Genomic DNA, 18,578 nt, shown 5'->3' with positions numbered 1-18,578 from the left:
AATCAGCGCGGCCCGCGCAGCACGCGGCGGGCGATCGACCAGCGCAGCACTTCCGACGGCCCCTCGTAGATGCGGAATGCCCTGGCTTCCACGAGGAATCGCGCCACCAGGTGGTCCTCGCACACGCCCAGGCCACCGTGCAGCTGTACGGTGCGATCCAGCACCCGCCAGACCGCCTCGGACACGAAGGTTTTCGCGACCGAGGTCTCGTGGCGCGCCTGCGCGGAGGCCGGGCCGAAGGTGTCGACCGTCTCGGCGACCGAGCGCACCAGGCTGCGGGCCGCGGCGATATCGATCTCGTTGTCGGCGACCAGGCCCTGGGCGATGCCGTGCTCGGCGATCGGGACGCCGAAAGCCGAACGGCGCGTGATGTGTTCGACGGTGAGCTGCTGGGCGCGCATGGCCAGGCCGAGCCAGTTCATGCAGAACACCAGCCGCGAGGGCGCGAGCCGCACCTGCGCCAGCTCCAGGCCGCGGCCCACCTCGCCCAGCACGGCGGTGTCGGGCACCTCGCAGTCGACGAACTCGACCTCGCAGTGGCCGCCGGGCGTGCTGGTGTGGTCCAGAGTCGGCATGCGGCGGCCCACCCGTAGGCCGGGATTGTCCTGATCGACCAGGAACATGGTGGGTCCGTCGGCCGTCATGGCCACGCAGATGGTGAAGGCCGCGCCGTTCGCGCCGGTGGTGAAGTGCTTGGCACCGTTGATGACCCAGCCGTCGTCGGTCTCCTGGGCATTGGTCCGCAGCATGCGCGGATCCGATCCCGCACCGGGGGCCGGTTCGGTCAGCGCGATGGCCGACCGCACCTCACCCGAGGCCAGCGGAGCCAGATACCGTTCTTGCTGTTCGGCATTCGCGACGTGGGCCAGCAGGTGGATATTGCCGTCGTCGGGAGCCCAGGCATTGACGGCAAGGGGTCCCAGCAGGCTCGCGCCCGCCGCCTCGAGCACCCGGGCCTGACCGCGGGTGTCCAAGCCGAGGCCGCCGTGGCGCGGGTCGGACAGCGGCCCGAAAACTCCGGCCTCCTTGGCCTTCTTCTGCAGGTCCAGCCGCAGGGCGTCATCGGTGACGCGCCCACCGGCCACCACCTCACGCTCCACGGGGTACACGTGCTCGGTCACGAATGCTCTGGTCCGTTCGACCAGTTCCGCCACAGCGCTCATGGGGTCAGTGTCGGCCGGCGCCCGGGTGTCCCGGCGGGACGATCGGCAATGCCTATCGGTCGAATCGACTCGGGCAACCGCCGCGCGATCGGCGACCCGGCTCGACCAGGGTTGGGCTCGACACGGACTCCACGAGGGGATGCGATGAGCGAGCTGACGGTCCTGGTGGCCGACCGGCGGGACGTGGCCGAGGGCGTGTTCGCCCTCGAACTGACCGCGCCCGGCGGCGCACTGCCGCGCTGGACCCCCGGCGCGCACATCGACGTGCACGCGGGAACCGTTGGGGTACGACAGTACTCGCTGTGCGGGGATCCCGCCGACGAGCGACGCTGGCGCGTCGCCATCCTGCGCGAACCGGCGGGGCGCGGCGGCTCCGAACACCTGCACCGCACCGCGCACCCCGGCACCGAGTTGCGAGTATCACTGCCACGCAATAACTTCGAGCTGGTGCCCAATGACGAGTACCTGTTCGTGGCGGGCGGGATCGGGATCACCCCGATCCTGCCCATGCTCGCGGCCGCCGAGCGGACCGGCGCGCGCTGGAGCCTGCACTACGGTGCACGCACCCGCGGCCATCTGGCCTTCACCGGCGAGCTGGCCCGCTACGAGCGGGTAAATCTGCTGGCACAGAACGAATCCGGGCTGCTGCCCATCGCAACGCTGCTCGCCGACACCACCGCCACCGTGTACTGCTGTGGACCCGCGCCGCTGCTCGACGCCGTCGAGAGCGAGGGCGCGCGCCGCGGCCTGGCCGTGCACACCGAGCGGTTCACGCCGCGGCGCGTCGACACCGTCGTCGATCGCGCCTTCCTGGTCCGGCTCGCGCACAGTGGTCAGGTGCTGTCGGTCGCGGCGGACCGGTCGATCGTCGACGCTCTCGAAGGCGCGGGCGTCGCGATCGTCACCTCCTGCCGCGCGGGCACCTGCGGCAGCTGTGAGACCACCTTCCTCGAAGGCGAAGTACAGCACCGCGATTCGGTGCTGACCGCCGACGAACGCGCCCACGGCAGGACCCTGATGCCCTGCGTCTCCCGGGCGCTCTCCGATGTTCTCGTGCTCGATCTGTGACACGGGAAGCACCGAGAAAACACACGCAGAGAGAAACAGGATGAGGAAAACTGCTGCGGCGTCCGCGCTGCTCGCGGCCGGACTGTGCGTCAGCGCCGGCGTCACCGGCACGGCCGGGGCCGACGCCCCCGCCGCCCTGAACTACACCGCGACCAGCACCGGCACCGATACGGTCATCGGCACCGACGCGGGCTCCATGACCGTCGAGAACGGCGTCTTCAAGATCAAGTCCGCCGACGGCACCGTGCTGGCCGGCACCGAACTGTCTTTCCGCGTAGACGATTTCGTCTTCCCCATCGCGGCCGACATCAACGACCGCACCGCCACCCTGACCCCCGTCTTCGACGAGGCCCACGCCGTCTACCAGCCCGTGGCCCTCCCCTACGAGGACCAGGCCCCCTGGAAGACCCAGTACGACCGCGAACAGGCCGCCTGGGGCCGCATGCGCGACACCATCTCCCTCGGCGCCACCGTCGGCACCCTCGTCGGCGGCCTCGGCGGCGCGGCCCTCGGCTGTCTCATCGGCGGCACCGTCGGCGCCACACTGATCACCCTCGGTTCCGCCGGCATCCTGACGGCCATGTTCCTACCCCTGCTCGGCGCCGCGGGCGCCGGCTGCCTCATCGGCGCGGGCGCAGTGGGATTCGTCGGAACCTTCGCCGGCCAACTCCTGATCACCGCCCCCATCGCGGTCGCCGCCGCCATCCAGTACTTCACCACGATCAATTCCCCATTCCAGGGCAAATGATCCGACCTGGCGATCTGCCGCATTCACTGGCCGCTGACCTGCCCATTTCGGCGTACATGATCCGTGCGTGACGCCCGGGCACGGTTATCGCCCTGGGCGTGTCACGACCCACCAACGCTCCTTGGCATCTGACGAGGGCGGATCAAGACCCGGCGAGTTCGCCCGGGGGACAGAGCCCCCGTTCGGATCGGTGATCCGAACGGGGGCTTCGTCCGTTGGGCGAGTGGCAGAAGAGCAGCGCGGAATCTACCTCCACGCCATCCCAAGAACCCGGTACCGCCGCTTCCGAGGAGGCTATCGGGGCTGCACAGCAGCACCTCGGTGTCGTGTTCGACGACAGCTACCTGGATAGAACCAGACAGGCTCATCTGGTTTTGCGTGGACGATGGCCGCTCGCGAGACGGTGGTCCAGCGCTTCTTCACAGCGTTCGGATAGTCCGGCCACAGCGGCTCGGGTCCGCGGAGCTCGTACCGTCCCCGGGGTCAACAGTTGCAGCAACGGTCCCGGCGACTCGCGTAGCGGACGGCTTTCCCCGCCCCCAACGGTCAACTCGCGCAAGGCGGCCAGGGCCTCCGGCCGCGGTGGTCGTGAAGGGACGCGGGCAACGAGTCTGCCGACGATGACGTCACCGGGCTCGAAGTCCAGCTTTCGCAGCTCGCGGAAGATGGGACCGATGGGCGCCGATTCGTCGTGCGGCTGTCCGACCTTGCACGGCATATCTATCCCCGCGCACGTGTCCGACGGACCCGGCCGACCGTCGGCGCGGACCACCCCGAGCCGATCACCTACTCGCGCAACGCCCGACTCGACGATCGGACTGTTCACTCCGGTCGCGACCGCGCGGCACCGAACCCGGGGGACACAGACCTCGTCCGGATCGGTGATCCCGACGAGGTCTTCGTCATCCGGCCGAGTGTTCAACTGGACTCGCCGCCTGCTCTCTCACCACCGGGACGGCAGCGGATTCAGGTGGCTGGTGATCATGGCATGCGGAAACACCACGCGTGACATGAATTTCGGGGGTCGCGGACTTGGGAGGTCCTCCGATATCGGCGAAAACGGCTGAGCCGGAGGTGAACTGCGGTTGGATAGGCGGGCAGTGTGATCGGGTGGTGGAGGTCGGCGGGATGGCCTATCCGGATGGCGAGGCTCTGGTGGAGCTCGGGCGGGTTTATGAGGCGCGGGGCGATGTCGGGGCGGCCGAGCAGTGCTATCGACAGGGTGCGGCCCAGGGCGACACGGCCGCGATGGACCGGCTGGCGCGGCTGCTGTACGACAGGGTCGCGGTCCAAGGCCGGTTCGAGCGGTGGCGCAATCGCGATCGCAATGACAGTGCGCGCCGCGAGGCCCGAATGTGGCTGCGCACAGCCGCGGACGCGGGGAATGCGCAGGCGATGGCCGCGCTGGGGGCGCTGCTCGACGAGCAGGGGGAACGTGCCGAGGCCGAGCAGTGGTATCTGCGGGCGGTCGAGGCCGGTGAGAGCAGCGCCATGAACAATCTCGGTCTGTTGCTGTATCGCCGTGGGGATTTCGCCGGGGCCGGGTATTGGTGGCACTGTGCGGCCGCCGCGGGAAGCGCTGCCGCGGTGCGGAATCTGCGGGAGTTACCGCCCGGCATGCCGATCGGACCTTCGCCGACCCCCGTGTCCGGCCATCCGTCCCGGTCCGGCTCGATCCCGTCGGGCAGGTACGCGGAGCTGCTGGCCCTGGTGATGAGTGATCGCGCCACGGCCGACCGGCTGATCGAGTACGAGAGACAGCAAGCGCCCCAGGCCAGCCTCGGGGAGCTGATCGACAAGGCCATCGATCGACTGGGGCACGATCGAAATCGATAGTGCCCCAGTCGGTTCAGGATCGATCGAAGGCGATCGACACGGTCATTCCCGCCGCAGGACGGCCGAAGTCACCGAACGATCGGAGCCACCACGTGGTGCTGTTTGCGGCAGCCGTTGCCGAGCGCGCTCTCCACTACCCGGCGCGCGGCCAGATACGCGCTGTCGCCGTCGATCTCGTAGCCGACCTCGGTGGTGTCCGGGACGATCGAAACCTCACTGGGCGGGCGCCCACCCTGAGCCGCCAGCGTCCGGATCCGGTCGGACGACGCCCGCGCGAGCAGATCCTCGGGGTCCGGAGGAACCGAAGACGCCGCGCTGTTCGCCGATCGGCACGCACACCGACCCATCGGGCCCCGCCATCACGTCGTGCGGCAGCGGACCGTCGAGCCCGAACCGCTGTGCCACGGACCGGATATGGTCGCCGGTCAGTTCGATCGGCGCCAGGTCGGCGACCAGAAGATCCTGTGGCAGGGCGAGATTGGCGCGCCGGGCGGGAACCTAGCGGGCCGCGTAGTACCAGCGCCGGCTGAACCAGTTGGTGCTGACCGCATCCCAGGACAGCACCCGCTCGTTGTTCAGCCGGGCCCCGGCCTCGTCGCTGTTCGCGCCGCACGCCACCACCGACGGCGCCTGGGTATGGCTGATGTCCCAGCTGGCGTCGAGCCAGGCCTGACTGAAGGACTTGCCCTTGTTCCACTCGGCCCAGAAGTTCTTACCGTAGTCGGGGCTGTCGATGCTGGTGGTCTCGAAGCCGAACAGCATGCGGAAGCCGTGATCCGGGCCGCCCCACGTGCGGATCGGATTCATCCCGTCGAGCACCCGCAGCGACAGACACGTCGACCAACACAGGTAGCGGGTGTGGTCGTCGCCGATCACCATGTTGTCCGAGGAGGCCCAATGGCCCCGGTTGGACCAGTCGGCCCCCCAGCCGAATGCTGAAGACGCCATTGCCGTCCATGGTGCCGTGGCCGGAGTAATAGATGGACTTGCAGGCATCGAGCCCGTAGGTGTCCTGCCAGTCGTCCCAGTCGTCGGTGCCTTCGATGAACTCGCAGACGACGACACCGGCGTCCTCGAATCGGAAGTTCCCGGTCTTGAACTTGCTGAGGTACGAATACCAACCGTCCGCGTCCGCATGCGTGTAGGACAGCGCGTTCTGGTCGACGAACTTCTGGATACTGAAGACCCCGAACCAGTTTCCCGCGCCGCCTTTGGCCGCCACGCGTTCGCTTGCGATCTTCTCGAACGGCTGCGCGCCGCGCGAGCTGTGAACAATCCGCATATCAATTCCCTCCCTCGGCGACTCTCACTCGGGCACAGGGATTGTCGCGCCCCGGTGGTCCGCGCTCTGTGAATTACATTCCCCCGAGCTTTTATTCGTGCACCGGTGATGACAGGGCACGAAACTCCCCGAAAATCCTTGCCGTCGACCGTTCAGCGACTCGGCGCGGGGTGTGCACGTTCCGCCAACGTCGCCAGCAACGGTTCGACCGCTTCCGGAACCTGCGTCTCACCCCAGCTGTGGGTCCATGTCCGATCGCCGTCGCTGATCACGATTTTGTAGGTGAACCGGTCGGCCGACCCGTCCGCGCCGGATGACGCGGGCCGGGCGTCGGTCATCAGCGCCTCCACGCAACGTCGCTGATCGGCAGGCAGGTCCTCGACATCGACGTCGGCCGTCATATCGAGGCCGGCGAGGCCGCCGCTGCGGCGGTATTCGACGTGTATCCGGTTCGTCGACATCGTTCCAGCGTAGCTCGCCGGGGGCTCAACGGACGGGGACCTTCACCGCATCCCAGCCCGCCCCGACCGCCGAGGCTTCGGCACTCGTCGTCCCGAAACGGTTCCGGGCCTGCTTCAGGGTGAGCCGGGCGAAATCGGCGAAGGTGGCATTGGGTTTGAGCGCCGGATCGGCCACGGTGTCGTACCAGATCGATCCCGCGGACTTCCAGGCCGGACCGCCCAGGGTGGTCGCCACAACGTGGAAGGCGTGGTTCGGGATACCCGAATTGGTGTGGACCCCACCGTTGTCCGAAGCGGTCTGCACATAATCGGTCATCACCGCGGGCTGACGATCGTGGGGATTGGCCGTGCCCGGTGCCTTCATCGAGCGCAGGGCCGGAGCCAGTTCCGGTCCGACGATGTCGGCGCCGATCAGCCAGTCGGCCTGATCGGCCGTCTGCGCCAGGTGGTACTGCTTGACCAGGGAGCCGAAGACATCGGAAATCGACTCGTTCAAGGCGCCCGACTGCCCCGAATAGATCAGGTTCGCCTCGTACTGTGTTACCCCGTGTGTCAATTCGTGACCGACCACATCCAGCCCCTTGGTGGTATCGGTCAGCACCCGACCGTCACCGTCGCCGAAGAACATGTGACCCCGGCCGTCCCAGAATGCGTTGTCATAGTCTTTTCCGAAGTGGACGAGCCCGGCGATCGCCATTCCCTGACCGTCGATCGAATCCCGGTGGAACACATCCCAGTACATCTTGTAAGTGGCGCCGAAGTTGTCGTAGGCCTGATTGACCGAGACGTCGGCGACGGGCGGTTGACCTTCGCTGCGCGCGACCTTCCCGAGCGTGGTCGCCGTCGAGTGGCGCTGGTCGTAGATCGTCCGCCGCGGGGCTCCGCCGGCCGGTGCGGCCAACGTCAGACCGGGCCGAACGCCCTGCCTACCTGCCACTTCCGCACGCGCCAGCCGGAAGCTGTGGTCCACATCCAACGTCCGGAGCAGCGCCGCTCGCTGCTCGGGAGTCATGTCCCGGGCCAGCGTCAGGAGCAGATCGGGGGGCAGAATGCAGGCGAGTGAACACCTATTCGAGAACATGCGATCTCCTTGGGCGAATTCGGAATTTCGCCTCCAAGCAGACCATTGCGACCGCGCCTGCACCTCATATGAATGGATGAGATTTCGCGCACGTCGTGTCAATGCGTGTCGATTTCTCACAGCATTGCGGCAATTCGATCCCCTCCGTAACGGTCGGACGCTACAGGCCGAAGACGCGCCGGGCGTTGCCGTCGAGGTAGAGCACCCGGGTTTCGTCGTCGAGATCCAGGGCGTCGAGGCCGTCGAGGGCATGCTGGGGAAAGATCATCGGGTAGTTGGTGCCGAACAGGACCTTGTGGCGGCCCGTGCCGGTCTTCATATAGGAGATCAGTTCCGGCGGTACGCGTTTGGTGGTGTAGGCCGAGGTGTCGATGACGACGTTCGGGTGTTTGCGCGCGACGGAGATCATTTCCTCGGTCCACGGATAACCGATGTGGCCGCAGACGATGGTCAGTTCCGGGAAATCCAGCGCCACCTGGTCGATGTACGGGATGGGACGGCCGGTTTCGGACGGACGAAGGGGGCCGGTATGGCCGACCTGGGTGCAGAAGGGGATGCCGAGGTCCACGCAGGCCGCGAAGAGCGGGTAGAAGCGGCGGTCGGTGGGCGGGGTCTCCCACAGCCAGGGCAGGACCCGCAGCGCCTTGAAGCCTTGGTCCCGAACGCGGTGACGCAGTTCGCGCACGGCATCCATGGGCCGGCGCAGGTCCACCGAGGCGATGCCGGAAAAGCGGTCGGGTGCTTCGGAAACCCATTCGGCCACTTCATCATTGGAGATGAGAACACCCTCCGGGGCGATCCACGCCGACAGTAGCGTGTGGTCGACGCCCGCCGCGTCCATGGCGGCGAGCGTCGACCTCAGCGGAATGTCGTCGGTGGGGATCTCCGTGCCGGACCAGCGGCGCAGGGAGGCGAACATGTCGTGGGCGAGAAAACGGGCGGTGGGGTGCTGGGCCCAGGCGTCGACGGTCATCTGCGCGTGCTCCTTCGCGTTGCGTAAGGCCGTCTTCCATCATGCCGGGCCGCGCGGGCCCGGACCGACGGTTCCCGCCGATCAGTTCAGCGGACGGGGAAGATAGCGGCCGACCGCCGCCGGGAGTCTCACCCCGGCCGAGCGCAGCTGCGCGACCCGCGTGAGATAGGCCGCGCCGGTCATGATCTGGTCCGCGATCTCGGCCACCGTGCGGTTGCCCGGCGCGGCCAGGTGGCTGCCCGACACCCAGGTGTTGAACGCGCCCATCGCCGGGCCGCACCAGATCTGGTAGTCGGCCCGTCGTTCGGTGTCGCCGCGAATGCTCCAGCCCGAGGACAGGCCGAGATACCAGCGGAAGATGAGAGCCATCCTCGCCTTCGAGTCGCGTTCGGCCGAAACCAGCTGGGCCGGATCGCGTTCGGTGAAGAAGGCCACGCAGTCCTGCCATACGGTATCCAGTGGGCGGCGGAACATCTTGTCCTCCAGGTCCTTTCGCACCGGCTCGGGCAGCGCGTCGATGCCGCCGTAGGCCCGGTACAGCTCGTAGAGCCGCTGCGCGCGGGCGGCGAACATGGTGCCGCGCCGCAACACCTGGACCTGTACGCCCAGCTCGAACATGTCCGAGGACGGCGCCATCACGCAGTCGGCGAATTCCGCGGTCGCCAGAAGCGCCTTGGTGGAATCACATTGGGCCGACTCCCGCGCGGACTGGTTGATCGATCCGGTGACGATATAGGCCGCGCCCATGGCGAAGGCGGCGGCCGCGGCGGCCGGGGTGCCGATGCCGCCCGCCGCGCCGATCCGCACCGTCGCCGCCACCGGCACGGTGCCCGCCACACGGTCGCGGGCGGCCAGCAGCTCGGGCAGCAGCACCACCAGCGGGCGGCGGTCGGTGTGCCCGCCCGAATCCGCCTCGGCGGTAATGTCATCGGCCATCGGAACCCGTGCCGCCAGCTGTGCCTGGGCAGCCGTGATCCGGCCGTCGGCGATCAGCCGCCTGAGCAGCCGCTCCGGTGCCGGGCGCAGGAACAGATCGGCCACCTCGACCCGGGACACCTTGGCGATCAACCGATTCCGGATCTCGATCGCTCCGCCCCGGTCGACCGTCAGCCCGGCGGCCCGATACCGCACCACTTCCGCGGTGAGGTCCATGAACGCCGACGCTTCCACGCATCGCACGCCGTGACGCAGGCAGGCGTCCACAATGGCCCGCTCCAGCGCGGGTTCCGACGGGCTGTGAATCAGATTGCAGGCGAAGGGCTTGCCCTCGAGCCGTCGCGACAGCTCGGCCAGGGCGGCGTCCACGACCGGCGGAGTCACCCCCGCCGCACCGTAACTGGCCAGATATCCGGCCTCGGCCATGGCCACCACCAGCCCGGGCGAGGCGATGCCGTTGGCCATGGCCCCGGCCGCGTAGGCGGCACGCACGCCGTGCGCGGTCCGGAAGGCGCTGTCCCCCAGCCTTTCCGACGGCAGCGGCGCAACCGCGGCGAGGATCTGCCCGTGCGCGGCGGCGGCCGGATCGGTCGTGGCCGCGACCCGGTCCTCGCGGCGCACGATCCAGCAGGGCCGCTCCAGATCGAGCAGCAGGTCGGCGATATCGGTGGCGGTCTCGGCGACGGGAGGCCGAACGGTGGTCATGCGGACGCCTTTCGATCGGCGAGTTCGACGGCGAGATCGACGAGTTCGTAGATGCGCAGTCCCGGCTTCCACAGCGACCCGTCCACGATGACGGTGGTCCCGTGCGCGTCGTGGCGCACCGATTTGATGTGCGCCTCCAACTCGACGGTGCCGTCGGTGGGCAGGAACTGGCCGCGATAGCGCCAGCTGAAGGCGATGCCGACGGGAATCCGGAATACCGGATCGGCCATGCCGTCGGCGAATCCGGCGTCGAGCATCCATTCCTGCACGGCGTGGATGACCGATTCCACGCCCAGCGAGCCCGGAATCACCGGGTCCAGGTGGAAATGCCGGGCGAAGAACCAGTCCCGCGGGTCGATCGGGCGCAGCGAGCGCAGGTATCCCGCACCGTAGGTGCCGCCGTCGTCCACCACTTCGACGCGGTCGATCAGGGCCAGATTGCGCCGTGAGCACGCGCGGGCGGCCGGGTCGGCGCGGCGGGCCGCCACGTCGATGACCCGGGTCGGGACCTGCGGATGCGCGGAAAGCCAGCTCGGCACATACCGGCCCGCGTCCAGCCCCGTCTGATTGGCGAGGGCCTGGTCGCTGAAGTAGCCGAACATGGTCTCGCCCCGATAGAACGGCTCACCGTCCACGCTGAGGGTGTAGTCGAAGGTTTGCAGCGAGGAGCCGGGCAGGATGGTCGTCGACAGCAGCCGTGAGGTCTGCTGAATCGTGGTGTCGCGCAGCTCGATCTGCCGCAGCACCGTGGCGGTGCCGCCCAGATTGCGCAGGCTCAGGGTGGTGCCGGGCTGGGTCAGGGTCGGCCCGGCGTAGTAGCCCATGAGCAGGGCCGCCTGCAATGACGTCTCCATGTACACGAAGTGGGGCATCGAATCGTTGGCGGTGTCGCCGTAGTACCAGGAGTCCGCCGCAGAGTCGTATTCCGTGTCGTACGAGGCTGATTCGAGGTTCCCGCGCGTACCGTCGAACCGCACCACCCGATCCACCAGCAGCAGACCGCCGGTCGGGAGCCGGGTCGCGCGAACACCGGTGTAGGGCGCGAACTCCGCTCCCATGGCGATGGCCTGGTCGCCACGCGCCAGATGCGCCATGTGGAACTCATTGAGCAGCAGCCCGGCGACCGCATCGCCGGGACCCACGCCGGTGCCGGGACGCTCGGCAACCATGACGGTGACCGCCAATGGCTCGGCGACCCCGTCGAGCGTCGCGGTGGCCTGAAGGAACGGACGCGGCACCAGGTCGAGGCGGTCCACCGCGAGATCGACGGTGCCGCCGCCGGTTCCGGCCTCGGTCTCGCCGACCCCGCCGGTGAGCGTGCTCCCCGACAGGCACAGCGGCATGCCGGTATAGAGCGCGAACACCTCGGCCGCCTGGAGCGCCGCCGCACGCGGATCCCCCTCGAATCGGGCCACGACCCGGCCGTTCCCGTTTCCGCCGTACAGCTCCAGCGTACCGACCTCGGTGAGGACCAGTGGCGTGGTGGCGGCCAGCCGCGCCGAAACCGCCACACCCGCGCGGCGGTGCCTGCGGCCGAAGACGACACCCATCTCGTCGGCCACCAGCCGTTCCAGCGCGGCGCGATCCAGCCGATGCACCACCGTGCGGGCCGGCGGCTTGAACGCACCTTCCCGCGCACAGACCTCGACCTGCGCCGAAACCGCCTGCACGACGGTGTTCTCCGCCTCCGCGAGCGCCCGTGCCCGCCGCCACACTTCGCGCTGAAGTGCGGTCTGCGCGGTGAGTGCCGCACGATGCGCCTCGATCACGCCCGTCCGCAGTTGGGCGATCGCGTCCGCGGCGACAGGTTGCACGTGCTCATCAGCGTGCGCGGAATGATCGGGGTGCGCCCACCCGGTTGCTGGCACCGGCGCTGCCGCCGGTGTACCGCCCGGTTTCTCCGCGGCCTGTTGCCGCGCACCGACCGGATCGAAGGCGATGCCGTCGAATTCGAGAACCGTCATACCGTCCACCGCCTCACCGAGGTTCGGAATTTCGCCGTCAGATCGGGTGTCGTGAGCACGGCGACATCCGAGAACCGTTGCAGCACCGTGCCATCGGTGGCCACTGCTGTCGCGTCGATCAGGGCCTCCATTCGGGTGGCCCGGGGATTGTCGACCACCACCAGGAACGGCGCGGCCGCCGGGAGCGGGCGGAAGTAGTCCACCCGGCCCACGCCCAGGGGCAGGCAGGCCGCGCCCAGCAGGCGGTGGCCCAATACCGGCGGGCATTGCAGGATCAGATCCGCGAGAACCGGATCATGCAGTCGACCGCCGAATGCGCCGTGCGCCACCGGCTCCGGGTCGAGTCGGCATTCGAAGACAATGGCCTCGTCGCTCTCGGCCCGCACCGCACGCAGCCCCTGGAGGGCGGGCGCGTGAAACTGGATCGCGTCCCGGTAGATCCACTCGGCGTTCTCACCCGGACCATCCGGAATTCGTACCGACGTGCCCGAGAGCTGCTGTCGCGCTCCTGTTTCCGATTCCCGCGCCAGCAGCAGCATGGCGCGGAATCGAGCAGCCGTGTCGGCGAAGACCGTGGCACGCACCGCGGCCATGCCGTCCACCGGATCCGCGGGCTCGAGCTCGAATTCCAGGGTGTTCACCGGGTGGTCGAAGACCAGCCCCTTGAGCACCTGGAAGTCGCTGGCCCCCAACACGATTCGTCCCGGATGGGTCCGCTCGGCCAGATTCACCATCGCGCCCAGCCCGAACGTGGCCGGAAGCACGATGTGCTCGCCGATCCGATGAGCCTCGATCATCGGGTGCTCGACCAGCCCCGCGATCCCGCGCCGCGCTCGCACCGGCACCACCGGGGAGTCCCCGGTCGACAGCGCGGTGGCCGCACCCACCAACAGGATCGGCTCTTCCCGACGCGCCGCGCCGAACTGCGCGGCGAACGCCGCCGCACCGGCCGCCGGGTCCAGCAATGGCACCCCACGCGCCGCGAAGTGCTCCCGCAGCGCGGCAGTCACCATCCCGCCGTCCCACGCACCCCAATCCAACGCGGTGACCCGCCGTTCCGGATCCCGCGCACCCCAACTGACCGCGAACCGCCCCAGCGCCTCATTGGCCGCCGCATAGTCCGCCTGCCCGGTATTCCCGAACAGCCCGGCCACCGACGTGAACAGGATCAGGTGCCGCGGCTCACCGACCGCCGCCAGCACCGCCGCCAGCCCGGCCAGCTTGGGCCCGAGTACCCGCCCGATCGATTCCGCGGTCTTGTCCGGAATCAACGAATCCGCCAGCACACCCGCACCATGTACGACACCGGTGATCAGGGACGTGGCCTCGCGCGGCCCTTCGGCGTCTGCGCGCCACGGTGCGAGCGCTTGCGCCAATGCGGTCTCGTCCGTCGCATCGACGGCGAGGTCGACCGCACGATCGCCGAGTTCGGCCAGGGTCGCCCGGATTTCGCGGACCGCGCGGATATTCGCGCACGTCCTGTCGATCTCGCGTGGGGTGAGTCCGGTTCCGGCCAGGGCCCGCACCGCCGCTGGTTTGAGGTCGGAGTCGGCGACGGTGGCCGCCCACTCCGGGTCCTCGGTCAGCTCGGTGCGGCCCAGCAGGACGAAGCGGCAGGCGCTGTGGCGGGCGAGTTCCAGGACACAGGTCGCCGTGACACCGCGCGCACCGCCGGTGACCAGGAGGGTGTCGACCGCGGTGAGGAGTGCGGGACCGAAATCTGTTCCCGCGCGGACGATGTCGGCCGTACGGGCCGCGGCGTGCCGGCTCGGCACCGGGGTGCGACGCACACCCGCGGCATCGATGCCGACCTCGAGGGTGTCGAGGGCGACATCGCAGAGTTCCTCGAGCACCACCTCCGCCAGCCGCCGCGGCGGCATGCCCGGATCGATGTCGAGGGCCCGGCAGAACAGCGTGGGCTGCTCGGCCGCTAGGGTTTTCACCAGGCCACCGAGCCCACCCAGCAACGCGGCGACCGGTTCGGCGTCACCCCGGAAGCCGAGGTGCCCGTCGAGCCGGGTAATGGTCGCGAACCCGGCCCGCGCATCGGCCGCCCGCAGCCGGGGCAGCACCTGCCCGGCCACCAGAATCGCCTCGGTCAGAATGTCCTGGGCCCGCCGCCATTCGGTCGCGATCCCCGCGACCACCACGCACAGGTCCACCGGCCCGCTGCCGCCCACGGCATCGGCCCCGGAGACCCGGCGCACCGTCCAGCTGCGCCCCAGCAACAGCTCTTCCAATGCGTCACAATCGGTTTCGCCCGACTCGTCCAGGCACATCAGCAGGGCATGCCCCGCCGCCCGGTAAGGATCCACCGCCGAATCCACCGCGGCCACCTCGACAAGCTCCACCACATGCCGCGGCGTCTCGGCCGCGGCCTCACCTTTTGGGTGAACATCACCCCCGACCAGCTCGCCCACGATCTGTTCGAGCGTGCGCAGCGTCCCCAACTGCTCCGGCCCGAGCACCGGCAGCTCCGGGAACCGCTCCTGCAAGGCCCCGATCACCTGCACCCGCTTGATCGAATCCACCCCCAGATCCGCCTCGAGATCCATGCCGGTGTCCACCATCTCGACCGGATAGCCGGTCTTCTCCGCCACGACCTCGCGCAGCGCCTGCCGCACCGCGTCGGCGGACAACACGCCCTCCGACGCGGCCGCGACACCTGTCACCCCAAGTGCGGAACTCACCTCTTCCGTGGTCGCATTCGCCGCGGTCCCCGTGGCACCCTCCGGTGTGGAGGTGACACCCGCGGGTCCGGCCGCGAATCCGTTGCCCGGCACGGAGCTTTCCGCCGACGGCGCGACGACGATCTCCCTCGCCGGGGCCACCGACCCGACCACAGCCGCGGCGGGAAGGCTAGGCACGGCTCCCACGGCCCGCATCGCCGAGCCGGGCGCCACCGCTGCGGGCGCGGTGAGCACCGAGTCCGGCTCGACGTACACCGGCGTCGGGCGCGCCTGCCCGTTTCCGCCTTCCAGCGCCGCCAGTTGGGCTACGACATCCCCGGCACGCGAATGACTTTCGCTGATCGCCAGCCCGTGATCCTTCACGGCTTCGATGGCCCGCACCAGCATCTCGTCCACGTGACCGTGGCGCAGCGCCCCGGCCAGATCACGAGCCAGCTCGAGCTGCCCGTCCAGATAGTGCCGGTGCGTGTGCAGATGCTGCACGAGCGCACTGTCCAGTACGTCCGGCGCGGGAATGCGGTATTGCGGTTCCGCGGTCACAGAATTCTCCAGATCGCTGGGAGGAGTGGGCCGGTCGCTCCGGCCGGAGGAATCGAGGGAGGTGACGGTGACACTTGGGCCGTGCCCTACGCCGCCGTTACCGGCGAATCGGGGCGCGGAGCGGCTCACCGACGCGGCGGGTTTCCTCTTGTCGGCGTGGTCGATCGTGAGGCTGTCGGGGCCGCCGGTCGCCAGTGCCGCGAGTCCGGTTGTCGCCGCGCCATTTTCGAGCGAAGTGGTCCCGGTTGTGGAGGCGGCCGCGACGTTCACCCGGTATCCGTCGTTCAGGGCGGCGGTGTGGGCGGCGCGGCGGGATTCGGGGACGTACTCGGGGGCCGAGATCTTCACCGTCATGGCGGGCTTGCGGGCTGGAGCCGAGGGTTCCGGGGCGCAGTGACGGTTGATGCCGCGAATGTCGAAGCCCAGCACGGCCAGTCGGACGGCGGCTCGCTTCAGGGTGAGGTCGCCGTTGCCGATGGGGCCGGAGTCGGTGGGGATGGTGATGATGTCGTCGCCGAAGGTGCGGCGGGCGAGGGAGGTCAGGACTTGTTTGGGGCCGAATTCGACGAAGACGGTGCAGCCGTCGGCGCGCATGGCGGTGAGGGCGGCGTGGAATTCGACCGGGTTGCCGAGTTGGGCGGTCAGGGTGGTGCGGTTGGCTTCGGGGTCGTTGCCGTAGGAGGCGTCGCGGGTGTCGGCGTATACGGGGGCGTCGGGCGCTCCGATCGTCACCCGGGCCACGGCTGCGCCGAATGCTTCCACCGCGTGGCCGACGTATGGCGTGTGGAAGGCTCCGGACACCGGCAATGGCCTGGTGATCCAGCCTTTTTCGGTGAATCGCCCGGTCACCGCCGCGATGGCCGCGGTGCCGCCGCCGACCACCACCTGATCGGGGGCGTTGTGGTTGCAGATCCACACGTCCTCGACACCTTCGAGGGCGTGCTCGACGTCCTCGCGCGCCGCGCCGACCGCCACCATGGTGCCCGCCTCGACGCCCTCGGGCACGGTCATGGCCGCGCCCCGGGCCCGCGCCAAGGTGTAGAAGTCCGCGTCGGTGATCGCACCGGACGCCCACAGCGCGGTGAGCTCACCGAAGCTGTGGCCCAGGTAGCCCTCGGCGCGGAACCCGAACTCGCTGAGCACCCGGAACTGCCCGGCCGACAGCGCGCCGATGGCCGGTTGCGCGAATTCGGTGCGGCGCAGCGCGATCTCCTGTTCGGCGCGGGTGTCCTCGTGGAAGGCGGGCGGCGGGAACACCACCGCCCCGAGCCGGGTCGCGGCCCCGGCGAAGGCCGCATTGGCGGCATCGAAGGCAGCGCCCACCGGCGGATTGTTCAGCGCCGCGGCCGCACCCATGTCCACGTCCTGGCTGCCCTGGCCGGCGAACAGCGCGCCCGCCTTGCGCCCGGGCAGCGCGGCGGCCCGGAAGTACACGCCCTCGGGGTGATCCCACTGCGCCGCTTCGGGATTGCGCGTCAGCTCGTCCACCACCAGATCGCGCAATTCCGCGGCGGCGTCCGCGTCCAGCGAGACGAAGCCGACCCGGGCGTGATCCTCGGGAATCCCGCCACCGTCACCGCCCTCGCTGCCGCGCACGGCCTCGATCAGCCCCGCCACATCGGCCGCGTGCCAGACATGCGCTCTGGGCACCCGGTGCAGCAGTTCCCCGCGCACACCGTCGGCTTCCTCGAGCACGAGGTGGAAGTTGGTGCCGCCGAACCCCATTGCCGAGGCCGCCGCCCGCCGCACCGGCCGTTCCGGGTCCAGAATCCACGGGCGGGTACGCGCATTGACATAGAAAGGCGCTGCCTCCGAAGCGATTTCGGAATTGGGCGCATCCACATTGATGGTGCCCGGCAACACCTTCTGATGCAGCGCCAGCGCCAGCTTCATGATGCCGGCCGTGCCCGCCGCGCCCTTGGTGTGCCCGATCTGGGACTTCACACTGCCCAGCGCCGCGAAACGAGGCTCCGAACTCGCCTCGGCCAGCAGCCCTTTCAGCGCCGTCAGCTCGGTCTTGTCACCGACCGCGGTGCCGGTGGCATGCGCCTCGATGAGCTCCACATCGGCGGGCGAGCAGTCGGCGTCGGTATAGGCGCGATCCAGCGCGAGCCGCTGCCCCGCGGCAACCGGCGCGTAGATGCTCTTGGCCCGGCCGTCACTGGAGGACCCCAGCCCGCGGATCACCGCGTACACCCGGTTCCCGTCACGCCGCGCGTCCGCCAGCCGCCGCAACGCCAGCATCGAAATACCCTCGCCCAGCAGCGTTCCGTCCGCGCCCGCCCCGAACGGGCTGATCCGCCCGCTGTGCGAGAGCGCCCCCACCTTGCTGAAGCACATGTAGATGAAAATGGTGTTCTCGGTGTCCACACCACCGGTGATCATCATGTCGGCCCGGCCGTCGCGCAGTTCGGCGATGGCCGTGCGGATGGCGGCCAGCGAGGCCGCGCACGCCGCGTCCACAGTGCAGTTCATGCCACCCAGCCCGAGCCGGTTGGCCACCCGCCCGGCCACCACATTGGCGAGCAGGCCCGGGAACGAATTCTCCTCCCACGGCGCGAAAGCCGCCGCGTACCGGTCGGCAATGGCCGCCGCGTCCGCCTCGGACAGCCCGACCGAACGCGCGGCCTCCACCAGCACCGGCGTCGACAGCCGCGCCGCGAGGGGATGCATGAGCGGCACCGGCCCGGTCGTCCCCAGCACCACGCCGGTGCGCGCCGGGTCGTACCAGCCCGACCCGGTCGCGCCCGCGTCGGCCAGCAGATCGCGCGCCACCCCCAGGCTGAGCGTCTGCATGGTGCTGGTGACCTCGAGTTGATTGGGCGGCAGCCCGAACTCGAGCGGATCGAAGTCCACGTCGGGCAGGAATGCGCCACGGCGCGAATAGGTCTTGTCCGGCGTCGCCGGATCCCGGTCGTAATAGTCGTCCAGGTTCCAGCGGGAGGCGGGTACCTCCTCGGTGCAGTCCACGCCGTCGACGATGTTCTGCCAGTACTCTCGATGGTTGCGTGCCCTGGGCAGCAGGCCCGACATCCCCACGATGGCAATCGGGTCGCGTGCCAGGCGTCTGTCGTCCGTCACGAAGAATCCTCTCGAAGGTGCGCAAAGGCGTCGAAGGTGTGCAACGGCGA

At 69.3% G+C, this 18,578-nt stretch carries 12 protein-coding genes; 3 read left to right on the top strand and 9 right to left on the bottom strand.

Annotation, left to right across the window (positions count from 1 at the left end; genetic code table 11):
• Positions 1–2: 2 nt before the first annotated feature.
• Positions 3–1,163, bottom strand: a complete 1,161-nt coding sequence (locus tag NS2_RS01840; protein WP_147207058.1) for an acyl-CoA dehydrogenase family protein — start codon at positions 1,161–1,163, stop codon at positions 3–5.
• A 144-nt stretch (positions 1,164–1,307) separates the two neighbouring features.
• Between NS2_RS01840 and NS2_RS01835 the strand changes: the two genes are divergently transcribed.
• The 3 genes from NS2_RS01835 (at position 1,308) to NS2_RS01825 (ending at position 4,815) form a co-directional block, all read left to right on the top strand.
• The gene (locus NS2_RS01835; RefSeq protein WP_036546490.1) at positions 1,308–2,231 is read left to right on the top strand and encodes a PDR/VanB family oxidoreductase; all 924 of its coding nucleotides are present in this window, start codon (positions 1,308–1,310) and stop codon (positions 2,229–2,231) included.
• Positions 2,232–2,271: 40 nt separating this feature from the next.
• Positions 2,272–2,979 carry a DUF8020 domain-containing protein gene (locus NS2_RS01830; protein WP_033085297.1) on the top strand — a complete coding sequence of 236 codons (708 nt, stop codon included), beginning with the start codon at positions 2,272–2,274 and terminating at the stop codon, positions 2,977–2,979.
• 1,128 nt (positions 2,980–4,107) lie between these two features.
• Positions 4,108–4,815, top strand: a complete 708-nt coding sequence (locus NS2_RS01825) for a tetratricopeptide repeat protein (RefSeq protein ID WP_147207057.1) — start codon at positions 4,108–4,110, stop codon at positions 4,813–4,815.
• A 68-nt stretch (positions 4,816–4,883) separates the two neighbouring features.
• Here the strand turns inward: NS2_RS01825 and NS2_RS01820 are convergent, their stop codons facing one another.
• From NS2_RS01820 to NS2_RS37095, 8 genes are all read right to left on the bottom strand, one after another.
• Complete coding sequence (locus NS2_RS01820) at positions 4,884–5,162, bottom strand: hypothetical protein (protein ID WP_147207056.1); 279 nt, start codon at positions 5,160–5,162, stop codon at positions 4,884–4,886.
• Between the two features lie 151 nt (positions 5,163–5,313).
• Complete coding sequence (locus NS2_RS01815; protein ID WP_143161352.1) at positions 5,314–5,763, bottom strand: DUF6345 domain-containing protein; 450 nt, start codon at positions 5,761–5,763, stop codon at positions 5,314–5,316.
• 486 nt (positions 5,764–6,249) lie between these two features.
• Positions 6,250–6,558, bottom strand: coding sequence for a protealysin inhibitor emfourin (locus tag NS2_RS01810; protein ID WP_036546492.1), 309 nt, complete (start codon positions 6,556–6,558; stop codon positions 6,250–6,252).
• Between the two features lie 25 nt (positions 6,559–6,583).
• Positions 6,584–7,639, bottom strand: coding sequence for a M4 family metallopeptidase (locus NS2_RS01805; protein WP_033085299.1), 1,056 nt, complete (start codon positions 7,637–7,639; stop codon positions 6,584–6,586).
• A gap of 160 nt (positions 7,640–7,799) precedes the next feature.
• A complete protein-coding gene (locus NS2_RS01800; RefSeq protein ID WP_033085300.1) occupies positions 7,800–8,612 on the bottom strand; it encodes an amidohydrolase family protein in 813 nt (270 codons plus the stop codon).
• A gap of 81 nt (positions 8,613–8,693) precedes the next feature.
• Positions 8,694–10,253: a PfaD family polyunsaturated fatty acid/polyketide biosynthesis protein gene (locus NS2_RS01795; RefSeq protein ID WP_033085301.1), complete on the bottom strand. Its 1,560-nt coding sequence runs from the start codon at positions 10,251–10,253 to the stop codon at positions 8,694–8,696.
• Complete coding sequence (locus NS2_RS01790; protein WP_033085302.1) at positions 10,250–12,217, bottom strand: hotdog family protein; 1,968 nt, start codon at positions 12,215–12,217, stop codon at positions 10,250–10,252. Before NS2_RS01790 ends, NS2_RS01795 begins: the two co-directional genes overlap by 4 nt.
• The gene (locus NS2_RS37095) at positions 12,214–18,528 is read right to left on the bottom strand and encodes a type I polyketide synthase (RefSeq protein ID WP_261772254.1); all 6,315 of its coding nucleotides are present in this window, start codon (positions 18,526–18,528) and stop codon (positions 12,214–12,216) included. The genes NS2_RS01790 and NS2_RS37095 overlap by 4 nt, the downstream gene beginning before the upstream one ends.
• Positions 18,529–18,578 lie beyond the last annotated feature (50 nt).

The sequence above is a fragment of the Nocardia seriolae NBRC 15557 genome, from assembly GCF_007990715.1.
GTDB lineage: Bacteria > Actinomycetota > Actinomycetes > Mycobacteriales > Mycobacteriaceae > Nocardia > Nocardia seriolae.
Note: the sequence above shows the minus strand (reverse complement) of the source record. Positions and strands in the feature narration are given on the sequence as shown.